Source organism: Streptomyces sp. NPDC013457 (assembly GCF_043089925.1).
Taxonomy (GTDB): Bacteria; Actinomycetota; Actinomycetes; order Streptomycetales; family Streptomycetaceae; genus Streptomyces.
Genome location: NZ_JBICBL010000012.1, coordinates 228,163 through 245,625, shown reverse-complemented (window position 1 = coordinate 245,625; position 17,463 = coordinate 228,163). Strand labels below are relative to the sequence as shown.

The 17,463-nt window shown below is 74.1% G+C and carries 7 protein-coding genes; all 7 read right to left on the bottom strand.

The genetic code is table 11. From position 1 onward, the window contains the following. Positions 1-4: 4 nt before the first annotated feature. Complete coding sequence (locus ACF1G2_RS29705; RefSeq protein ID WP_391801248.1) at positions 5-1,306, bottom strand: NAD(P)/FAD-dependent oxidoreductase; 1,302 nt, start codon at positions 1,304-1,306, stop codon at positions 5-7. A 77-nt stretch (positions 1,307-1,383) separates the two neighbouring features. Beyond that, positions 1,384-2,151 carry a 4'-phosphopantetheinyl transferase family protein gene (locus ACF1G2_RS29700; RefSeq protein WP_391801247.1) on the bottom strand — a complete coding sequence of 256 codons (768 nt, stop codon included), beginning with the start codon at positions 2,149-2,151 and terminating at the stop codon, positions 1,384-1,386. A 38-nt stretch (positions 2,152-2,189) separates the two neighbouring features. Further along, positions 2,190-4,010 (bottom strand): acyl-CoA dehydrogenase family protein, encoded by a 1,821-nt coding sequence (locus ACF1G2_RS29695; RefSeq protein WP_391801246.1) that lies wholly within the window; start codon positions 4,008-4,010, stop codon positions 2,190-2,192. Next, positions 4,010-5,749 (bottom strand): acyl-CoA dehydrogenase family protein, encoded by a 1,740-nt coding sequence (locus ACF1G2_RS29690; protein WP_391801245.1) that lies wholly within the window; start codon positions 5,747-5,749, stop codon positions 4,010-4,012. Before ACF1G2_RS29690 ends, ACF1G2_RS29695 begins: the two co-directional genes overlap by 1 nt. Then, complete coding sequence (locus ACF1G2_RS29685; protein ID WP_391801244.1) at positions 5,746-7,368, bottom strand: PfaD family polyunsaturated fatty acid/polyketide biosynthesis protein; 1,623 nt, start codon at positions 7,366-7,368, stop codon at positions 5,746-5,748. Before ACF1G2_RS29685 ends, ACF1G2_RS29690 begins: the two co-directional genes overlap by 4 nt. A gap of 25 nt (positions 7,369-7,393) precedes the next feature. Next, the gene (locus ACF1G2_RS29680) at positions 7,394-14,815 is read right to left on the bottom strand and encodes a beta-ketoacyl synthase N-terminal-like domain-containing protein (RefSeq protein ID WP_391801243.1); all 7,422 of its coding nucleotides are present in this window, start codon (positions 14,813-14,815) and stop codon (positions 7,394-7,396) included. A gap of 90 nt (positions 14,816-14,905) precedes the next feature. Next, a partial coding sequence (locus tag ACF1G2_RS29675) for an SDR family NAD(P)-dependent oxidoreductase (RefSeq protein WP_391801242.1) occupies positions 14,906-17,463 on the bottom strand: 2,558 nt, incomplete at its 5' end.

Here is a 17,463-nt window from a genome sequence, read left to right as displayed (position 1 = left end):
GCCGTCAGGACAGTTCGTCCAGGATCCTGGCCGCCGCCTCCGCCCCGGCCGAGAACGCCGCCTCGTGCGAGCCGATCAGGTCGGGGCCCAGTTCCTTGGAGTGGAAGTACGACCCGCACAGCTTCACGCGCGTGCCCTCGTTCGCCGCGTGGATGACGGACTGCCGCTCGCGCAGCGCCACGTCGATCACCGGGTGGGTGTAGTCGAACGAGGCGATGACGAGCTCCTCGGCAGGCGGACGCGGCGGGTCGAGGGTGACGAAGTAGTCCTGGCTCGCGGTGAAGTCCTGCAGCCGGTTGAGGTAGTACGTGACGAAGCAGCGGGTCTCCCCGTCGACCGTCTTCTTGCCGTAGTTCCAGGCCCCCCAGCGCTCGTGGTCGCCGGGCATCAGCGAGGCGTCCCGGTGCAGCACCACGCGCGAGGAGCTGTAGCGCACGCCCTCGACGGCCGCGCGCTGCGCCTCGGTCGGGTTCTCCAGGAGCGCGAAGGCCTCGTCCGCGTGGGTGGCGAGTACCACGTAGTCGAACGTGGCGCTGCCGTTCGCCGTGGTGACGACGACACCGTCCTCCTCCTGCCGCACCCTGACCGCCGGCTCGGAGACGCGCAGGTCGGGGCCGATCGCGGCCAGCGCCTTGCGGACGTAGGAGATGGAACCGCCGCCCACGGTCCGCCAGTCGACCCGTCGGCCGCCGAGCCCTCCCTCGTCGTGCCCGACGAAGAAGGCGATGACGGTGGCCGCCGGCATCTCCCAGATCAGCTCGGCCGGGACCGACCAGACCGCGGAGCAGAGCATGATCAGGTACGAGTGACGGAACGCGGTGCTGTAGCCGTTGCGGTCCAGGTACTCGCCCAGCGACATGTCGGCGCGGCCGCGTGAGAAGTCCCGGCGGCTCTCCGCGTGGAAGCGCCGCACCTCCCGCCAGACCTCGGGGAACTCCGGGTACGAGGCGCCGTAACGCGCCTCGATCGCGGCCTCGTCCAGCTCCATCTCCTCGGTGCCGTACTCCAGTCCGCTGTCGAGGTCGAAGAACTCGAAGCCGCCCGGGTGGGGGACGGCCTCCACGCCCAGCTCGCCGAAGAAGGCGCACAGGCGCGGGTAGAAGCGCGGGTTGAAGACGATGAACGCCGTGTCGAGGCCGATGACACGGCCGTCCTCCTCGACCTCCACCGTGTTGGCGTGGCCGCCGGGCCGGGGCTCGCGCTCGAAGACGGTGATCCGGGCGCGGTCGCGCAGTCGGTAGGCGGCGGAGATCCCGGCGGGGCCGGCGCCGATGACGGCGACGCGCGGGGAGTCGTTCTCGGGCATGGTGGGTCCTTCCAGATCACGGTGAGAGCGGTACGGATGAGGGCGGGGCGGGACAGGGCGGGGGACGGGCGCGGGAGTCAGGGGGAAGCGGGCGCGGCGCGGTCGTCGGCGGCGGGCCACGGGCCGGGCGGCACGTCGGGGCGGAGGAGGTCGCCGGGTACGGCGAGGTCGTGGCGGCGCAGCCGGCCCGCTCCCCCGTCGTCGACCGCCACGGCAAGGAGATGGCCGGAGCCGTGGCCGGTCAGATCGAGCCGCCAGCGGCCGCACGTCTCGGGGCGGCGGCCGTCGGCGACGGTCACCTCGGCCGAACCCGCGCGCCGGGTGAACCGCAGCTCCCCCAGGCCCTGCACGAGACCGATGCCGAGCCCCTTGAGGTAGGCCTCGCTGAGGACCCACATCTCCTGCAGGGCCACGGCCGGGTCCGGCGCCCCGGCGAGCACCGCCCGCTGCGCCTCGTCGAACTGGGTGGTGAGCAGCCGGACCGTCTCGTCGTCGAACGGAACCCGCTCCACGTCCACGCCGGACGCGTACCCCTCGGTGACGACACAGGCGATCAGGCCGTCGGTGTGGGACACGTTGAAGCGCAGGTCGTGCCGGCCGGGGACGAGCTCCGGGCGCCCGTGGACGCCCTCGGTGAAGCGCCAGCTCCCCGGCGGGAGTCCGGTGCGGGCGCTGAGCGCGAGCCGGCAGAGCAGCCGGCCGCCCAGGAAGCGGCGGCGCGCCCCGGCCGAGCGCTGCCGCGCGTGGCGGGCGCGCTCGTCCGGGGTCAGGGCCGCCGTCTCGCCGCCTGCCCGCTCCGCGAGCTCCGGAACGAGCCGCTCGGAGAGCGTCCACAGGTCCGTCACGGGCCCGTCCTCACGAACGGGCCCGTCCGGGCCTTGGTTCACGCGGGGCTCCCCTCCGTACCTTCCGTGGACTCCGCGTGCGTCGCCTGGTCCGCCGCTCCGGCCAGGGTGATCGGCCAGTGCGACAGGAGCCGGTTCTCGGCGTGCAGCCGGGTGAGGACGGCGAGGACCTCGTCGGCGGCGGTCGGGTCGCGGTAGGGCTCGAACGGGTGGAACTGCTTGCGCAGCCGCTCCAGTTGGAGGAGGAGTACCGCGGGGCTCGGAAGAGGGTCGGCCAGGCAGCTCTGCGAGTGGACGTACGTCAGCACACAGGCGCTCGCCGCGTGGACGACGCAGTACTCCTTGGCCAGCTCGAAGAGTTCGGCCGACTGGGCGTATCCGCGGCCGAGCTCCCGTCGCAGTGCGGCGGCGCGCTCCTCCAGCGGGCCGAGCCTGCCGAGGAGTTCCCCGGCGATGTCGGCGGCGAGCAGCAGCCGGTCCTTGTCCTTGTCGGCGGCGTCGTCCGCGAGGGCGCGCAGCCGCTCCAGGCCGTCGGCCGACGCCAGGATCGCGTCGTCGCGGCCCCGGCTGGACAGTTCCTGCTCCCACGGCCGGTAGTGCGGGAGTTCGGCGTCCATGTCGAAGAGCACGGCGGCCCGGCCGGCGGCCTCCTCCCGCTCCTCCGGGGTCGCGGTGCGCGCCTTCTTCAGGAGCGAGTCCAGCTCGTGGCCGATGTTGCGCAGGTTCACCACGGTGTTCCCGTCGGCCATGTTGGTGACGAGGATGTCGCGGAGCATCTTCTGGTGCATCCCGTAGCGGGGGTCCTCGCGGAGGAACACCCGGGCGCCGAGCACCACGTTGAGCCGGGAGAGGGCTCCCTCGAGGAGGGTGGGCACCAGGTACTTGGCCGCGGAGGACCAGACGCTGACCTGGTTCGGGGAGGCCTGGACGCTGCGGACGGCGCCGATGCACATGGCGTCGGCCGCCATGAGGTCGGCGAAGGACTCCGCGAGCTGGGTGCCGGTGTACGGGACCTCGACGATCGGGCGGTCGAAGAGCACCCGCCCCTGGGCGAACTCCAGGGCCGTGCGCAGCGAGGTGTCCACGGCGGACAGGGCGAGGCTGAGGATGACGAGACGGGCGGTCTGGCTGGTCTTGAGCGCGATCTCCAGGCCCTGGCCCTCGGCGCCGATGAGGAGGTCGTCGGGGACGAAGACACCGTCGAAGCGCAGGCCGCTGAGGTCCAGGGGGCGGACGCCGTGGAGCTTGACCAGGGGCATCTCGCGGACGGTCTCGGGCTCGGCGGTCCACTTGTCGACGACGAGGATGGAGAAGTCGCCGGGGCCCCGGCGGGGGCCGGTGCGGGCGAAGACCACCATCCGGTCCGCGAAGGTGGCGTTGCCGATGGGCCACTTCTCGCCGGTGAGCCGGTAACCGCCCGGCACCTTCTCGGCGACGACCTCGTTGCCGAGGAGGTCGCTCCCGTGGGCGGCCTCGGAGAGTCCCCAGGCGAGCGAGACACCGTTGTGGATGTCCTCGATCTGGCGGCGCTTCTGCTCGTCGGTGCCGCCGATCCACACCGGCGCGAAGGCCGCCTGGGAGAGCCCGGCGGCGATGGCCGTCGCGCCGTCACGGCGGGCGATGAGCCGCATGAGGACGAACCCGGTCTCGGGGCTGCCCGCCTTGCCGCCCTGCTCGGCCGGCAGGCCGTAGTCGAGGAAGCCCCAGCGGCGCAACATGCCGATCAGGGCGTACGGGAAGGCGTCGCGCTCGTCGTGGTCGAGCACGGTGGCGAAGGACATCCGGCTCGCCGGGTCGTGCGGGTCGCCCAGATAGGTTTCGAGCCGCTCGGCGAGCTCGATCAACTCGGCCTGGGACATCAGTCGTCCTCCATCGGTGTCGGGTGTGCGGTGGTGGGGGCGAGTCGGACGGGCAGGGCGGTCAGCATCCGGTTCCCCTCCCACAACGCCTCGACGGCGTCCAGGGCGGGGTACAGGCCCTCGGCATGGCGCAGGACACCCGCGCCGTCGGCCTGGGCGAGCAGATGGGCGAGGGCCGCGCCGAGCCAGCCGGTGGAGCCCGGCGGGGTCCCGTAGAGCGAGAGGTGCCGGTTGTCGCGCCACAGGTGGAGGCAGGCCGCCGCGCCGTGCAGCCAGGCGTGGCGCTCGGCGAGGTCCACCAGGGCGTTCGGGTCGGCGCCGCGCACGCGGGCCGCCGCGGCCAGGGCCGGCAGCCCGTCCACGGCCTCGGCGAGCCGGGCGACGCAGGCCCTGGTGAACGGGTCGGCCGCCGTCTCCGGAGAGCTCGTGAACTCCCGTACTGAGGCGGCAAGTTCGGCGAGGACCGGATCGGCGCCGCGGACGACGAGGTCGAGACCGGCCGGGTCGTACGGCGCGGGCTCCTCGTCCAGCCGGAAGGAACCGTCGAGTAGCCCGGCCGGAGCGGTCCGGGTCCCGTCAAGGAGACCGGGCAACTGCCCTGCGTAAGAACGGAGGTTGGCCATCGGGCCGGAGTCGATGACGCGGATCACGGCGCTGTCCCGCTGCAGCTTCTGGAACAGGCCGGCCCCGGGCGGGCCCTCGCGCAGGACGGAACGGGTGGCGAGGAGCCGGGCGCAGCGGCGCAGCAGAGCGTCGGCGGTCTCGGCCACCACGTGCTTGGCGGCGAGCGCCCACACGCTGAACGCGCCGGGGACGGCATGCACACCCCGGGCGGCGGCCAGGGCCGTCGCGTCGGCGGCGATCAGCGCGGCCGAGGTGGCCGCGAGCTCCCTGCGGGCGTACGGGGTACGCAGGACCGGGGTGCCGGCGACCCGGTGGCCGGCGGCGAAATCGAGCGTGAGGCGCACCGCGGTGTCCACGCAGCCGAGGCTGCCCGCCATGCTCATGACGCGGACCGCCTGCTGGGCGCGGACGGCCATCTCCAGGCCCTCGCCGGTCCGGCCGACCCGGGCGCTCTCCGGGACGGGGAGGCCGGTGAAGCGGAGCCGTGCGGTGTCGATGCCGCGCATGCCGTTGGTCCGGGCGGCCGGGAGCCGCTCCAGGCCGGCGCCCTCGCCGCCCCGCTCGGGGTCCAGGTCGAGGAGGAACGCGGTGAAGGCGCCCGGTCCCCGCTCGCCGGTGCGGGCGACCACGTAGACGGCGTCGCAGCCCAGGCCGTTGCCGACCATCCACTTCTCGCCGTGCAGGGTCCCGTCCGGTGCGAGGCGGACCTCGTTGGCGAGGATGTCGCTGCCGTGCCCGGCCTCGGTGAGCGCGAACGCCACCGTGCCGCCGCCGGTCAGGATCTCCGCCGCCCGGCTCCGCTGCTCCTCGTTGCCGTGCAGCTGGAGGCAGGTGGCCGCGATGATGCCGAACATCGTGCCCGGCATGATGTTCACGTCGCGGCGGGCCGCGGCGCGCACCAGGGTGAGGCTCCGGTCGAAGGAACGGAACTCGCCGCCCCAGGCCTCGGGCAGGTAGTTCAGGTGGAAGCCGGCCGAGACCAGCTTGCGGCAGAGGTCGTCGGGGGCGGCGTCCTCCTCGTCCCTGGCCACGGCCGCGGCGAACCCGTACGGGTTCTCGGGGTCCGTGGGGTCGCCGAGGAGCTCCTCGACCGCCTCGGGCGTCAGGCCGCTCATGAGGCCACCCCCGTCAGGCCCACCGTGTCCAGGGGCACGGGCACGTACTCGGCGGTGGACGGCAGGGTCAGCCCCGCCGCCCGCAGCTGGGCGGTCCGTGTGTGGTACGCGGCGCCGCGCATGAGGTGATGGGCCACGTCGGCGACCGTCCTGTTCCCCGGAGTGTTCAGATAACTGCCGGACACCCAGGAGTTGAAGCTGCCCATCGCGGGGCCGCACCAGATCTGGAAGTCGGCGCTGCGTTCGGTCTGGCCCGAGACGGCCCAGCGCGAGGACATGCCGAGGTACCACCGGAAGACCAGGGCCATCCGGCGCCTGGGGTTGTCGGCGGCCCGGCTCAGCTGGTCGGGGTCGCGACGGCTGAAGTACTCGACGCACTCCTGCCAGACGTCCTCCAGCGGCCGCTGGAAGGTCTGCGTCTCCAGACGGCGGCGCTCCACCTCCGGCAGCGCCTCGATCCCGTCGTACGTCTGGTAGAGCCGGTACAGCTGCCCGGCGCGCATCGGGAACATCGAGCCGCGGCGCAGTACCTGGAGCTCCACCCCCATCTCGAACATGTCGGCGGCCGGGGCCATCACGCAGTCGGCGATGTCGGCCTGGGCGAGGACCTCGCGGGCCGCCTTGGACGTGCCGGACTCCACGCACGACTGGTTGACGGAGCCGGTGACGACATAGGCGGCGCCCATGGCGAAGGCTCCGGCGACGGCCACCGGGGTGCCGAGCCCGCCCGCGGCGCCGACCCTGATGGGCCGGGCGTAGCGGTACTCCCGCTGGATGGAGTCGCGGATGCGCAGGATGACGGGGAGGAGGGCCGGGAGCGGCCGCCGGTCCGTGTGGCCGCCTGAGTCGGCCTCCGCCGTGATGTCGTCGGCGAGCGGCACGAGATGGGCGAGGCGGGCCTGCTCGGCGGTGACGAGTCCGTCGGCGACGAGGCTCTCCACGAGGGCGGCGGGCGCCGGGCGCATGAAGCGCTCGGCGGTCTCGCCGCGGGAGATCTTGGCGATGATCCGGTTCTCCGCCACCACGCGCCCCGACGCGTCGGTCCGCAGTCCGGCCAGCCGGTAGCGGACCAGGTGCGGGGTCAGGTCCATGTAGGCGGACGCCTCCACGCAGCGCACCCCGTGGTCCAGGAAGAGCTGGACGGCGTCGCGCTCCAGGCGCTGCTCGCTGGGGCTGTGGATCAGGTTCACGGCGTACGGGAGGCCTGGGATCTCCTCGCGGAACCGGGACAGCGCCTTCGCGATGGCGTCGGGCAGCAGGCCCGCGGCCCCGAAGGAGGCCAGGAAGCCCTGCCGGGCCAGTGCGACGACCAGTTCGACGGAGGCGATGCCGCCGGCCATCGCCCCGGCCATGTAGGCGTGCCGCACCCCGTGCGCGGCGCGGAACTCCGCCGAGCCGAGTCGCTGCGGCGACAGGGCGGGGACGGCGGCGAGCACGGCGGGGCCTTCGCCGCTGGCGACCGCGGTCCCCCCGGCGACGGCGCCGATGCCCTGCGGTCCCGACACGACGTAGCAGGGCTGCTCCAGCTGGCTGAGCGCCTGGTGGATGCCCGCGGGATCGGGGCTCGGATACCCCTCCCCGTACCAGCGGAGGGTGTGTGGTGCGGTGCTCGTGGACAATTCGGCTCCTCGGCTGTCCATGCGGTCAGTCCGTTTCCGGACGGACTTCGATAGCCACGTCGGTGAGTTCGTAGATGCGCAGGCGCGTCTTCCAGAGGTCGGCGTCGGCGATCACGAGCAGCCGGTCGGCCTCCCTGCGCACCTCCTTGATGTGCACGTCGAAGAAGAGCTCGTCGTCCTCGCGCAGGATCTGGCCGCGGTACTTCCACGCCATCTCGACACCGGTCGCCATGGCGAAGCGGGGCCGGGTCATGCCGTCGGCGAGGTTCCGCTCCTGCACGAAGAGGCGCATCGCCTGGAGGACGGCCTCGACTCCGAGCGAGCCCGGCATGACGGGGTCGCGGTGGAAGTGCCGGTCGAAGTACCACTCGTCGGGGCGGATGCTCCGGTGGCCGTGGAGGTAGCCGGCGCCGTGACGTCCGCCGTCCTCGACGAGGTCGACGCGGTCCACGAGGTGGAAGCGGCCGGCCGGCAGGCGCAGCGCCCCGCCCGTGGGGTCGGTGAACGCCGGTGCGTCGTCGGGGAGTTCGATCCTGCGCACCCGCTCGGCCGCGGGCCGCTCGGTCGCGATCCAGGGCTCGCGGTAGGTACCGCTGTCGAGGCCCACCTGGTTGGCGAGGGCCGCGTCGCTGAAGTAGCCGAAGAGCGACTCGCCGGTGTAGAAGACCTCTCCGTCCGCGCTCAGTTCGTAGCTGAAGTTCTGCAGCACGGCCCCGGAGACGACGCTGGTGCTCAGCAGCCTGGAGTGGTGGCGGACCGTCTTGCCGCGCAGGTCGACGTCGCGGACGAGGGTGGCCCGGCCGTCGAGGTTGCGGATGCGGTACTGCTCCTCGGGACGGGTGAGGGTCGCGCCCAGGTAGTAGCCGAGGAAGATCGCGGCCTGGAGGGAGGACTCCATGTAGACGCAGTTCGGCATGTACGGCGAGGAGTTCTCCCGGTAGTACCAGGCGTCGTCCGGGGAGTCGTACTCCGTGACCATCTCGGAGCCGGGGCTCAGGTCGCCGCGGGTGCCGGTCAGGGACATGACCCGGTCGACGAACTGGAAGTCGCCGTTCGGGATGTACGGGGCGCGGCTCTCCCGGTAGATCTCGAACTCGGGGCCCATCGCCATGTCGAGGAGCCCCTGGGCGGCGTGCGCCAGGTGCAGTTCGTTGATCATGGCTGGTTCGCCGGAGCGGTTGCGGCGGCCGAGGAAGGCCGGCACGCCGCCGGTCTCGGGGCGGTAGGGCGTGCCCGGCTTCTCCACGATCTGCAGACCGAGGTTCTCCATCCGGACGACCGGCTTGTCGCCCAGGTACACCAGGACGTCCGCCACCACGGTGGGCCGGGGCAGCAGGGTCAGCTCGGTGATCTCCAGCTCGTAGCGGATCTCGCGGTCGCGCGGGGTGACCTGGCCGCGCACCTTGACGTCGATCTGGCGGTCGGTGACGGTCTGGAACCGGGCGTCGGGCAGCGTCAGGTGCATGCCCTGGTGCAGGAGGTAGACCTGGAGGAGCTGGACGGCGCCCTCCGCGATCAGCGATCCGGCGAGCACCGGGTCGTCCGGGAAGTGGCAGGTGAAGTACCAGGCGTCCGGCTCCAGGTGCTTGACGGCGCCGATCTTCCCGAGGCCGCGCGGTCCGCCGGTGCGGTCGACAGTGACCTCGTCGATCATGCGGAGCATGGAGTCGGGGAGGCGCAGCGCCGGGTTGAGGCCCGGGTCCTGGGCGTGGTCGGGGCCGAAGACGTCCCCGGGGCGGCCCTGGGCGAGGAGCTCCAGGTCGGCGGCGTCGAGCCGGTCCTTGCGGGCGCGGGCCAGCGGCTTGAAGGTGGCCCGGGGCAGCGCGGCACGGCGGGCCCGCTCCGCGTCGGTCATGACGATGCCGAGCGGGGTGTCGAGTTCGGCCTTGCTGAAGAAGCCGGCGCAGCCGTCCTTGAGTTCGAGGATGAGCTCGCCGTCGGCATAGCAGAGGTAGCTGAAGAAGAAGACCGTGGTGTCGCCCTGGTGGACGAAGCGGTCGATGGAGATGTCGTAACGGAGCGTCTGTCCGGTGCGGGGCAGGCCCCCGTGGAAGATGAGCGAGCTGTCGAGCAGCCGGTAGACGCGGTCGCCCTTGTTGCGGAAGTCGATGCCGAGGAAGCTGACGAGCAGCAGGTCGCACTGGCCGGCCTCGACGGTCACCGCCGGCGGCACACCGCCGTCGACGGCGTACCAGGCGTCCTCGGGGACGTCGTACTCGGTCGTGATACGCGCCGGTTCGAGGACCCCGGGGCGCGCGTCGAGCGCGGTGACGCGGGTGACGAAGTGGTACGGCGGCGCGGGCAGCCGCACGCGGGCCCGGAAGGCGTCGATCTCGGCGAACTCCGGGCGCCCGAAGGCCTTCGCCACCGAACCGGTCGCGAACTCCAGCAGGTCCGCCTCGTCGAAGACGACACCGCCGCGGTCACGTGCCCCGGAAGCCGGGACCGGGGCCGGGGCCGGAGTGACGGGCACCGCGGGCGCGACCGGCACCGGCGCGGGCGCTGCGGCGCCCACGGGGGCCGCCGGGAGCGGCGCGGGTGGGAGGGGTGCGGGCTCGAGCGGCGCGGGCGCCGGGACGGCGGGCAGGGCGGGGGACACCGGCGCGGGGGGTGCCGGAAGCGGCGCGGCGGCGGGAGCGGGCGTGTCCAGGAGGGCGGCGGTACGGTCGAGCGTCGCCGCCTGCAGGACCCGGTGGGTCTCCATCACGACGCCGTGCGCGGCGACGATCTCCCGGCGCAGGTCCCGCACCAGATCGGCGGCGGGCGTGCCGGCGGAGGCCGTGGGCACCGGCGCGGGCGCCGTCGGAGCGGCGGCAGCGGCCGGGGCGGGCGCGGGGGCCTGCGCCGGAGCGTGCACCGGGACGGCGACGCCGGCCGGTATCGGCGTCGCGGGAGCGGCGCCCGCCCACGTCACGGCGGTGACCGGGCCGCCGTCGAACGTGATGGCCTCCGGCGACTCCAGCATGGGGTCGGCGGGCATGGCGGCAGGCAGGGCGGCGGACATGACGGCGGGCACCTCCGGCGGGGCGGGCGGGTCGATGGCGGCCGGGCGGGACCGCACGGCGGAAAGAGTCCTGGCGGCCTCGCGGGCGACGCGGTCCGGGATCGGCTCACCGCCGCCGACGCGCACGGGCGGAAGACGGCGGGCACGCGGCGCGGCCGCACCGCGTGCCACGGCCGGTTCCTCGCCCCACAGGACCGTGAGGTCGACCGGCAGACCGTGTCCGACGAGCCGGGCCGCCAGGTGCGCGAGGCTGGTGGCGGGGGTCGCTCCCCGGCGGTCGACGGCGGCCGCCACGTGCGGCGCGTCCCCCAGCGTGTCGCGGATCCAGCGGGTACAGGTGGCGCCCGGTCCCGCCTCGATGAAGTAGCGGTATCCGCGGTCGTACGCCCCCCGCACCAGGCGCGGGAAGTCGATCGTGGAGCGCAGGGTCTGCGCGATGCGCTGCGGGGAGTCGGCGAGCCGCTCGGCGGGCAGCACCCCGTAGTCGTACGCGCTGAGGAGTTCGAGGGCGCCGAAGGAGCCGGTCGGATAGTCGTTCAGCCGGGCCAGGCCGTCGAACTCGCTGTCCACGACCGGGCAGTGCATCACCACGTTGGCGGGCGACCGGGCGGCGGGGCAGCCCAGTTCGCGGATGAGCGCCCGGCACTGCGCCGGGTCTCCGCCGATCACCAGCTCGTTCGGCGTGTTGATGTGGGTGATGTGGACCCGGTCGTAGCGCGTGAGCGCGTCGATGACCGGCTCGGCGGGCGAGAGCAGCACATGCGTGGACCACACGTCCCCGTCGGGCGTCTCCGGGGGCAGCTTCCACAGCTCGCGGACGGTACGCCGGGGCCCGCACAGCCGGTCCTGGAAGACCGGGCTCCCGGTGATCAGCGCGTCGGAGCGGCTGCCGGGGTCCCAGCCCCCGGTGGCGAAGAGCATGCTCGCCTCGCCGAGGCAGTAGCCGAAGCCGCCGTGCGCGGTGATGCCGAGGATCTCGCGGATCAGCTCGGTGTAGAGGATCGCGAAGCTGGTCCCGGTGGCGAGCATGAACGGGATGTCGTCGGCGAGACGTTCCTCCAGCCGCATCATCGCGCGCCGGTCCGGGGCCTCGGCCCCACGGGGGTAGAGCTGGGCCGAGCGCAGCATGCGGGCGGGCTCGGCGGCCTGCCGCTCGTAGCTGTCGAGCAGGCCGGGGAAGGTCCTGAACAGGCCCCTGCCGAGGCCCGGGTAGGTGTTGAACGCCCCGGGGTACACCAGCGCCACGCGCCCCTCGGGCCCGATCGGGCGCGGGGTGAAGAACGATCCCGCGGGGGTGTTCCAGTCCGTTCCGGCCGCGTGCGCCGCGGACAGGTCCCGTGCGGCCAGCTCCGTCTGACGGACCAGAGCCTCCCGGTCCCGGCCGACGAGGACGACGCGCAGCCGCGCCCCGTCGAGGCCGCGGGCCGCCTCGCGCGCGAGCGCGGACGGATCGGCTCCGTCCGCGAGCAGCGCGCCGTGCCGGCGGACCTCGGCGACCAGGGCGTCGACGGTGTCGGCGGCGAGCGGCAGCAGGAGCGGGCCACGGGCCCGCGCCCAGTCGGCCGTGGGGCGGGGCCGGTCGGCGGACGGCACGGAGGAGAGCACCAGATGGGCGTGCGAGCCGCTCGCGCCGAGCATGCTGACGCTCGCGTGACGGCGGCCGTCCGGGCGCTCCCGGAGCCAGGGGAAGGAGGTCTCGGACACCTGGAAGCCGGAGGCGGCGAAGGCCTCGGCGAGGTCGTCGGCCGGGCGGCGCCAGCCCCGCGTGCCGGGCAGGTAGGCGTGCCGGAGGCAGACGACCGTCTTGATCAGGGCGGCGATCCCGGCCGCGCAGCCGGCGTCGCCGATCTGCGCCTTGACGCTGCCGAGAACGGTGGCGCCGCCCGCCGGGTACACCTCGGCGAGGGCGGCGATCTCGGTCCGGTCGGCCGCCTCCGTACCGCCCGCGTGCGCCTCCAGGTAGTCCACGGCGGAGGCGTCGATCCCGGCGGCGTCGAGCGCCGCCCGCGCGGCCTCGGCGAGGGCGGGGCCGGAGACGGAGGTGAGGGAGCCGGCGTCGGCCCCGGCGTAGCGCACGGCCACCGCGTCGATCCGGGCGTGCACGCGGCCGGGGGCGGCGTCCGGGCGGGTGAGGACCAGGGCTCCGGCGCCCTCGCCGGTACGGCGGCCGCGGGAGCCCTCGTTGAAGGTGAGGCCCGGCTCGGTGCCGGGAGCGGGCTGGACCAGCAGGTTCTCCGCGGCCCCCGCCAGGTCGACGCCGCCGATCAGTACGGCTTCCAGGTCCGGGTCGAGCAGCAGCAGCCGGGCGACGTCCAGCGCCTCGGCGGTTCCGGCGCCCTCCGCGGAGAGCGTGAAGGAGGGACCGGTGAGGTTCCAGCGGGAGGAGATGCGGCCGGCCATCACGTTGCCGATGTAGCTGAGCACCTCGTTGGCCCCGATGGGGTCGACGACGGCGTCCCGGGCGACTTCGTTGAGGGCGGCCCGCTGCTCCTGTGTCAGCTTCACCCCGGCCTTGTCGAGTTCGCCGCGCAGGAAGGTCCCGAGCCCGTACCGGCTCAGCCGGGCGTGCGAGTACGGCTCGATCTCGGTGACGACGACGACCGCGATGCGGCGGGCCTCGGGGGTGTCGCGGCTGTCGGGGTCGAGCCGGTAGCCGGCGTCGCGCAGCGCCTCGTCGGCGACCCTGGTCATCAGCGCGTGCTGCGGGTTGTAGATCCGCAGGTCGGCGGGTGGGACGCGCAGGTCGGCGGGGTCGACCTCGACGCCGTCGACGAACGCTCCGAGCGGCGGGCCGGTGAGACCGGCCGCCTCGAGCGTTCCGCCGTCGGTACGGTCCAGGCCCCGCCAGCGCCGCTCGGGCAGCGGCCGCAGGTCGTGCGCGCCCTCGTACACGGCCTGTTCGAAGGCGTCCATCGAGTCGAGCGAGCCGAAGTGCGCGCCGAGGCCGATGACATCGAGCGCGGGCAGTCCGGCGGGCTGCTCGGGGCTGTCGGCGGCGGGTGTGGTGTCGGCGGCGGGCGCTGTGGCGGTGCCGGGCGCGGTCTTGGACACGGGCGCGGGGTCGGCGCCGGGGGTCGTGTCCGTGGCGGTCCGGGCCTCCGAGAGCACCACGTGCGCGTTCGTACCGCCGAAGCCGAAGGCGGAGACGGCGGCGCGGCGGGGCCCGGGAGTGTCCGGCCAGGGGCGGGCGGTGCGGACGAGCGTCGCGTCCCCGACCTTCCCGTCGGGCGAGGAGACCGGCCGGTCCACCCCGATGGTCGGCGGGATCACGCCGTCCTCCATGGCCAGGACGACCTTGAGGAGGCTGCTCAGACCACCGACGGTCAGCAGATGGCCGATGTTGCCCTTCACCGACCCGAGCAGGGGTACGTCACCGTGGGCGCCGAAGAACTCGGCCACCGACTCCGCCTCCGTGGTGTCCCCGACGGGGGTGCCGGTGGCGTGGCACTCCAGGTAGTCGACGCTCGCGGGGTCCACGCCGGCGTCCGCGTACGCGCGCGCGAGGGCGTCCAGCTGTCCGCTCTTGCGGGGGACCAGCGGGTGGCGTCCGGCACCGTCGTTGGAGAGGCCGATGCCGTCGACGACCGCGTACACCCGGTCGTTGTCGCGTACGGCGTCCTCGAGCCGCTTGACGGCGACCATGCCCGCGCCCTGACCGGTGACGATGCCGCCGGAGCGGTCGTCGAAGGGCTGGCTGAAGCCGTTCTCCGGGTACGCGTGCAGATCGGAGAAGGACAGGTGGATCAGCGTCGGGTCGGGCGCGCACACCGCCCCCGCGAGCACCAGGTCCGCCTGGCCGGAGTCGAGATGACCGCAGGCGAGGCTGAGCGCGTAGAGGGCGGAGGAGCAGGCGGCGTCCAGGCAGTAACGGGGGCCGCCGAGCCCGAGCGCCCCGGCGGCGACGGCGGCGGGCGAGCCGCTGACCCGGAGGTTCTCGGGCACGATCCCGGCGCGGTCCACCAGCGGGACCGCCCCGGGCAGGGAGTCGAGTTCGGGTGCGCCGGAGCGGCGCAGTCCGGCGAGGACGGCCTCCTGCGCCAGCGGGACGCTCACCTTCGCCGATGTCGTGGTGGGGAACGAGTAGTTGCCCATGACCAGGCCGGTCCTGGCGAGCAGTTCGGGCCGGTCGTCGGCGCCGCAGTCCCGCAGGGCCTCCCTGGCGGCGTACAGCGACCAGTGGAAGAGCCGGTCCAGACCGGCGAGACGGTCGGGGTCGATCCGGTAGCCGGTGGGGTCGAACTCGAAGCCGGTGACGAACCCGCCACGGCGGGACACGATGCCGTGCCGGGGGTCGAGGTCACGCTCGTCCGGTTCGGTCCCGAAGACCTCCACGCCTCCTTCCCGACGGCTGTCCGTGCCACCGCGGAGGTTCTGCCGGAACTCTTCGGGCGTTCGCGCTCCGGGGAACAGGCAGGAGATGCCGACGATCGCGTATCTGCTCATAACTGGGTGAGGTTCCTTCCCAAGCGGGAGATCCTGTGGGGCGGGCGGCGGCAAGCCGCCGCCCGCTCACTGCTTCCGGTGCGGATACCGTCAGCCCGTGAACTTGGCCGCCAACTGCGGGGCCGAGACGACGGAGACGGCCGTGAACCTGGCCCTGACCTGTCCGTCGGAGGTGCAGGCGGTGATGTCCAGCCGGGAGTCGGGGCCGCCCTGGCCGACCGGCTCCACCACGACGAGGAACACCTCACCGGCCGTCAGCGGGCCGTACAGTTCGACCCCGCCCACCGCGAGCGGCAGCCCGGCGGTGCCACGGAACCGGCGCACCCAGACGAGCGCGGCCTGGAGCAGCAGGTCCGCGGAGCCGGCCGCGAACCAGTCGGACGAACCGCTGTCGGTGTCCGTCCGTACGGCCTCGCACTCCAGCACCAGACGGGACTCGGAGTCGTCGAGGATCCGGCGCAGACCGCGCAGGGCCGGCCCGTGGAAGAGCGTGCCGTCGGTGTAGAGCCCGGCGGCCTCGGTGCCGGTGCCCGGCGCGGGAAGGCCCGTCACCGGCGCGGCGGGCGGGAGCGCGCCCGCGACGACCGTGGCCGCGTAGTGCGGGCGTACGGCGCCGTCGGCCAGCGACTGGACGGCGACCTTGACGTCGCCGCCGTCGCCGGCCGGCGTCATGACCAGCCGGCACTCGGCGGGCTGGGTGCCGTCGAAGACGATGCCGCGGTGGACGGCGAAGTCGCGCAGCCGCACGGCCCGTCGCCCGTCGGCGTGTTCGACCGCGCCGAGCGCCCATCCCATCGCCACGACGGCGGGGAGGACCGGCGTCGCGTCGATGACGTGGTCGGTGACGAGCGTGGAACCGGCGAGGTCCGCAAGACCCCGGGTCACCGTGCCGCCCGCGGTCGCGCCGGTGCGGTCCCGGGAGCTGAGCGGGGTCGTCGGGCCGAGCACGGTCACCACGTCGCCGGCCCGCTCGGGAGCGAACTGGTCGGCGAACATCCGGGCGCCGTCGGCGACCGGGATCAGGGCGATGCCCCGCTCCTGGAACACCTTCCTGATCTGCGGGGAGACCATGCCGCTGTCCCAGGCACCCCAGTTGATCGAGGTGACCCGCGTCCGCGGGAACATACGACGGCGGGAGGAGGCCCAGGCGTTGAGCACCTCGTTGGCCATCGCGTAGTCCGACTGCCCCTGGTTGCCGAAGAATCCGGCGACCGAGGAGAAGAGCACCACGTGGCGCAGGTCGGTACCGGCCAGGACCGCCATGACGGAGCGCAGTCCGGTCAGCTTGGGGGCGAAGACCCGCTCGATCTCGGAGGCCTTCTTCTGCGCGATCATCTGGTCGGCGAGCACTCCGGCCCCGTGCACCACGCCCGTGACCTCGTCCTTGTACGGGGCGAGGGCGGCCGCGGTCGCGGCCTGGTCCGTGATGTCGACGGCCAGGTACTCGGCGCGGCTCCCGGCCGCCCGCAGCGTGTCGAGGGTCGCGCGGATCTCCCGGGCGCCGGCGACGGCGGCGGCGAGCTGGCCGACGCGTCGGGGCGTCGGCTTCTCGCCCGCGGCGGTGAGCGACGCGGCGGCCGCCGCCTTCAGGTTCTCCTCGGGCAGGCCCTGCGCCCAGGCGGGTTCGTCGTCGAGCGGGGTCCGGCCGAGGAGCAGGAGCCGCGGCCGGTGGCGCCGGGCCAGTTCGGCGACGCAGTCCGCCGTGATGCCCCGGGCGCCGCCGGTGACGACCAGCAGGTCGTCGGCGGTGAGGGGCGCGGCGTCGGCGTCGGCGGCCGTGAGCGGCTCGCCGGACACCGCGAGCCCGACCCTGCGGGTGCCGTCGTGGGCGACCTGTACGGGCTCCACGGCCGAGTCGGCGGCCTCGTCGAGCACCAGGGCGGCCGCGGCGGCCGGGTCGATGCCGGGGGCGAGGTCCACGGACCGGCAGAACAGCTCGGGCGCCTCCAGGGCCAGCGTCTTGACGAGCCCCGCGACACCGCCGGCGGGGGCGGCCTCCTCGGCGACCCCGGTGAGGCCGAAGGCCCCGTCGAGCCGGGTCACGGCGAGGAACGCGGCACGGCCGTGCGCGGCCATGTCGGTCAGCGGGCGGACGACGTGCCGTGCCAGCAGGAGGGAGTGCGCCAGCCTCCGTACGCCGTCGTTCCAGTCGCCGTCGGTGCGGGCGGTCACGTCGACGACGAGGCCGATCCGGGAGGTGAAGACGGTCTCGACGCCGGAGGCCAGCTCGGTGGTGCCCCAGCCCGTCAGGGCGTGGTCGTGCACACCGGACAGGCGCGCCGGGACTCCGGGGAGCCGCAGGACGTGCACCGGACGGCCGGTGGCGGTCAGCCGCTCGACGATCCGCGCGGCCACGTCCGAGCCGTCGTCGACGACGAGGGCGCCGCGGTCGGCGGAGGAGTCGTCGAGCAGCGGGTCGGCGGCGGGGAGGGTGACGAGGGCGGCGTGCGCGCGGCCGATGGGCGAGACGGCCTCGGAGGCGAGGGGCGCGTCGGGCGCGGCCTCGGCCGCTGTGGCCTCGTCGGCCGTGCCCTCGGTGGCCGTGCCCTCGGTCGCCGTGCCGCCGGTCGGGCCCGCCACGAAGTCGACGATGTCACCGAGAGTCCGCAGCTCCGCAAGCTGCTCAGGACCAGCCGACGACACCACAC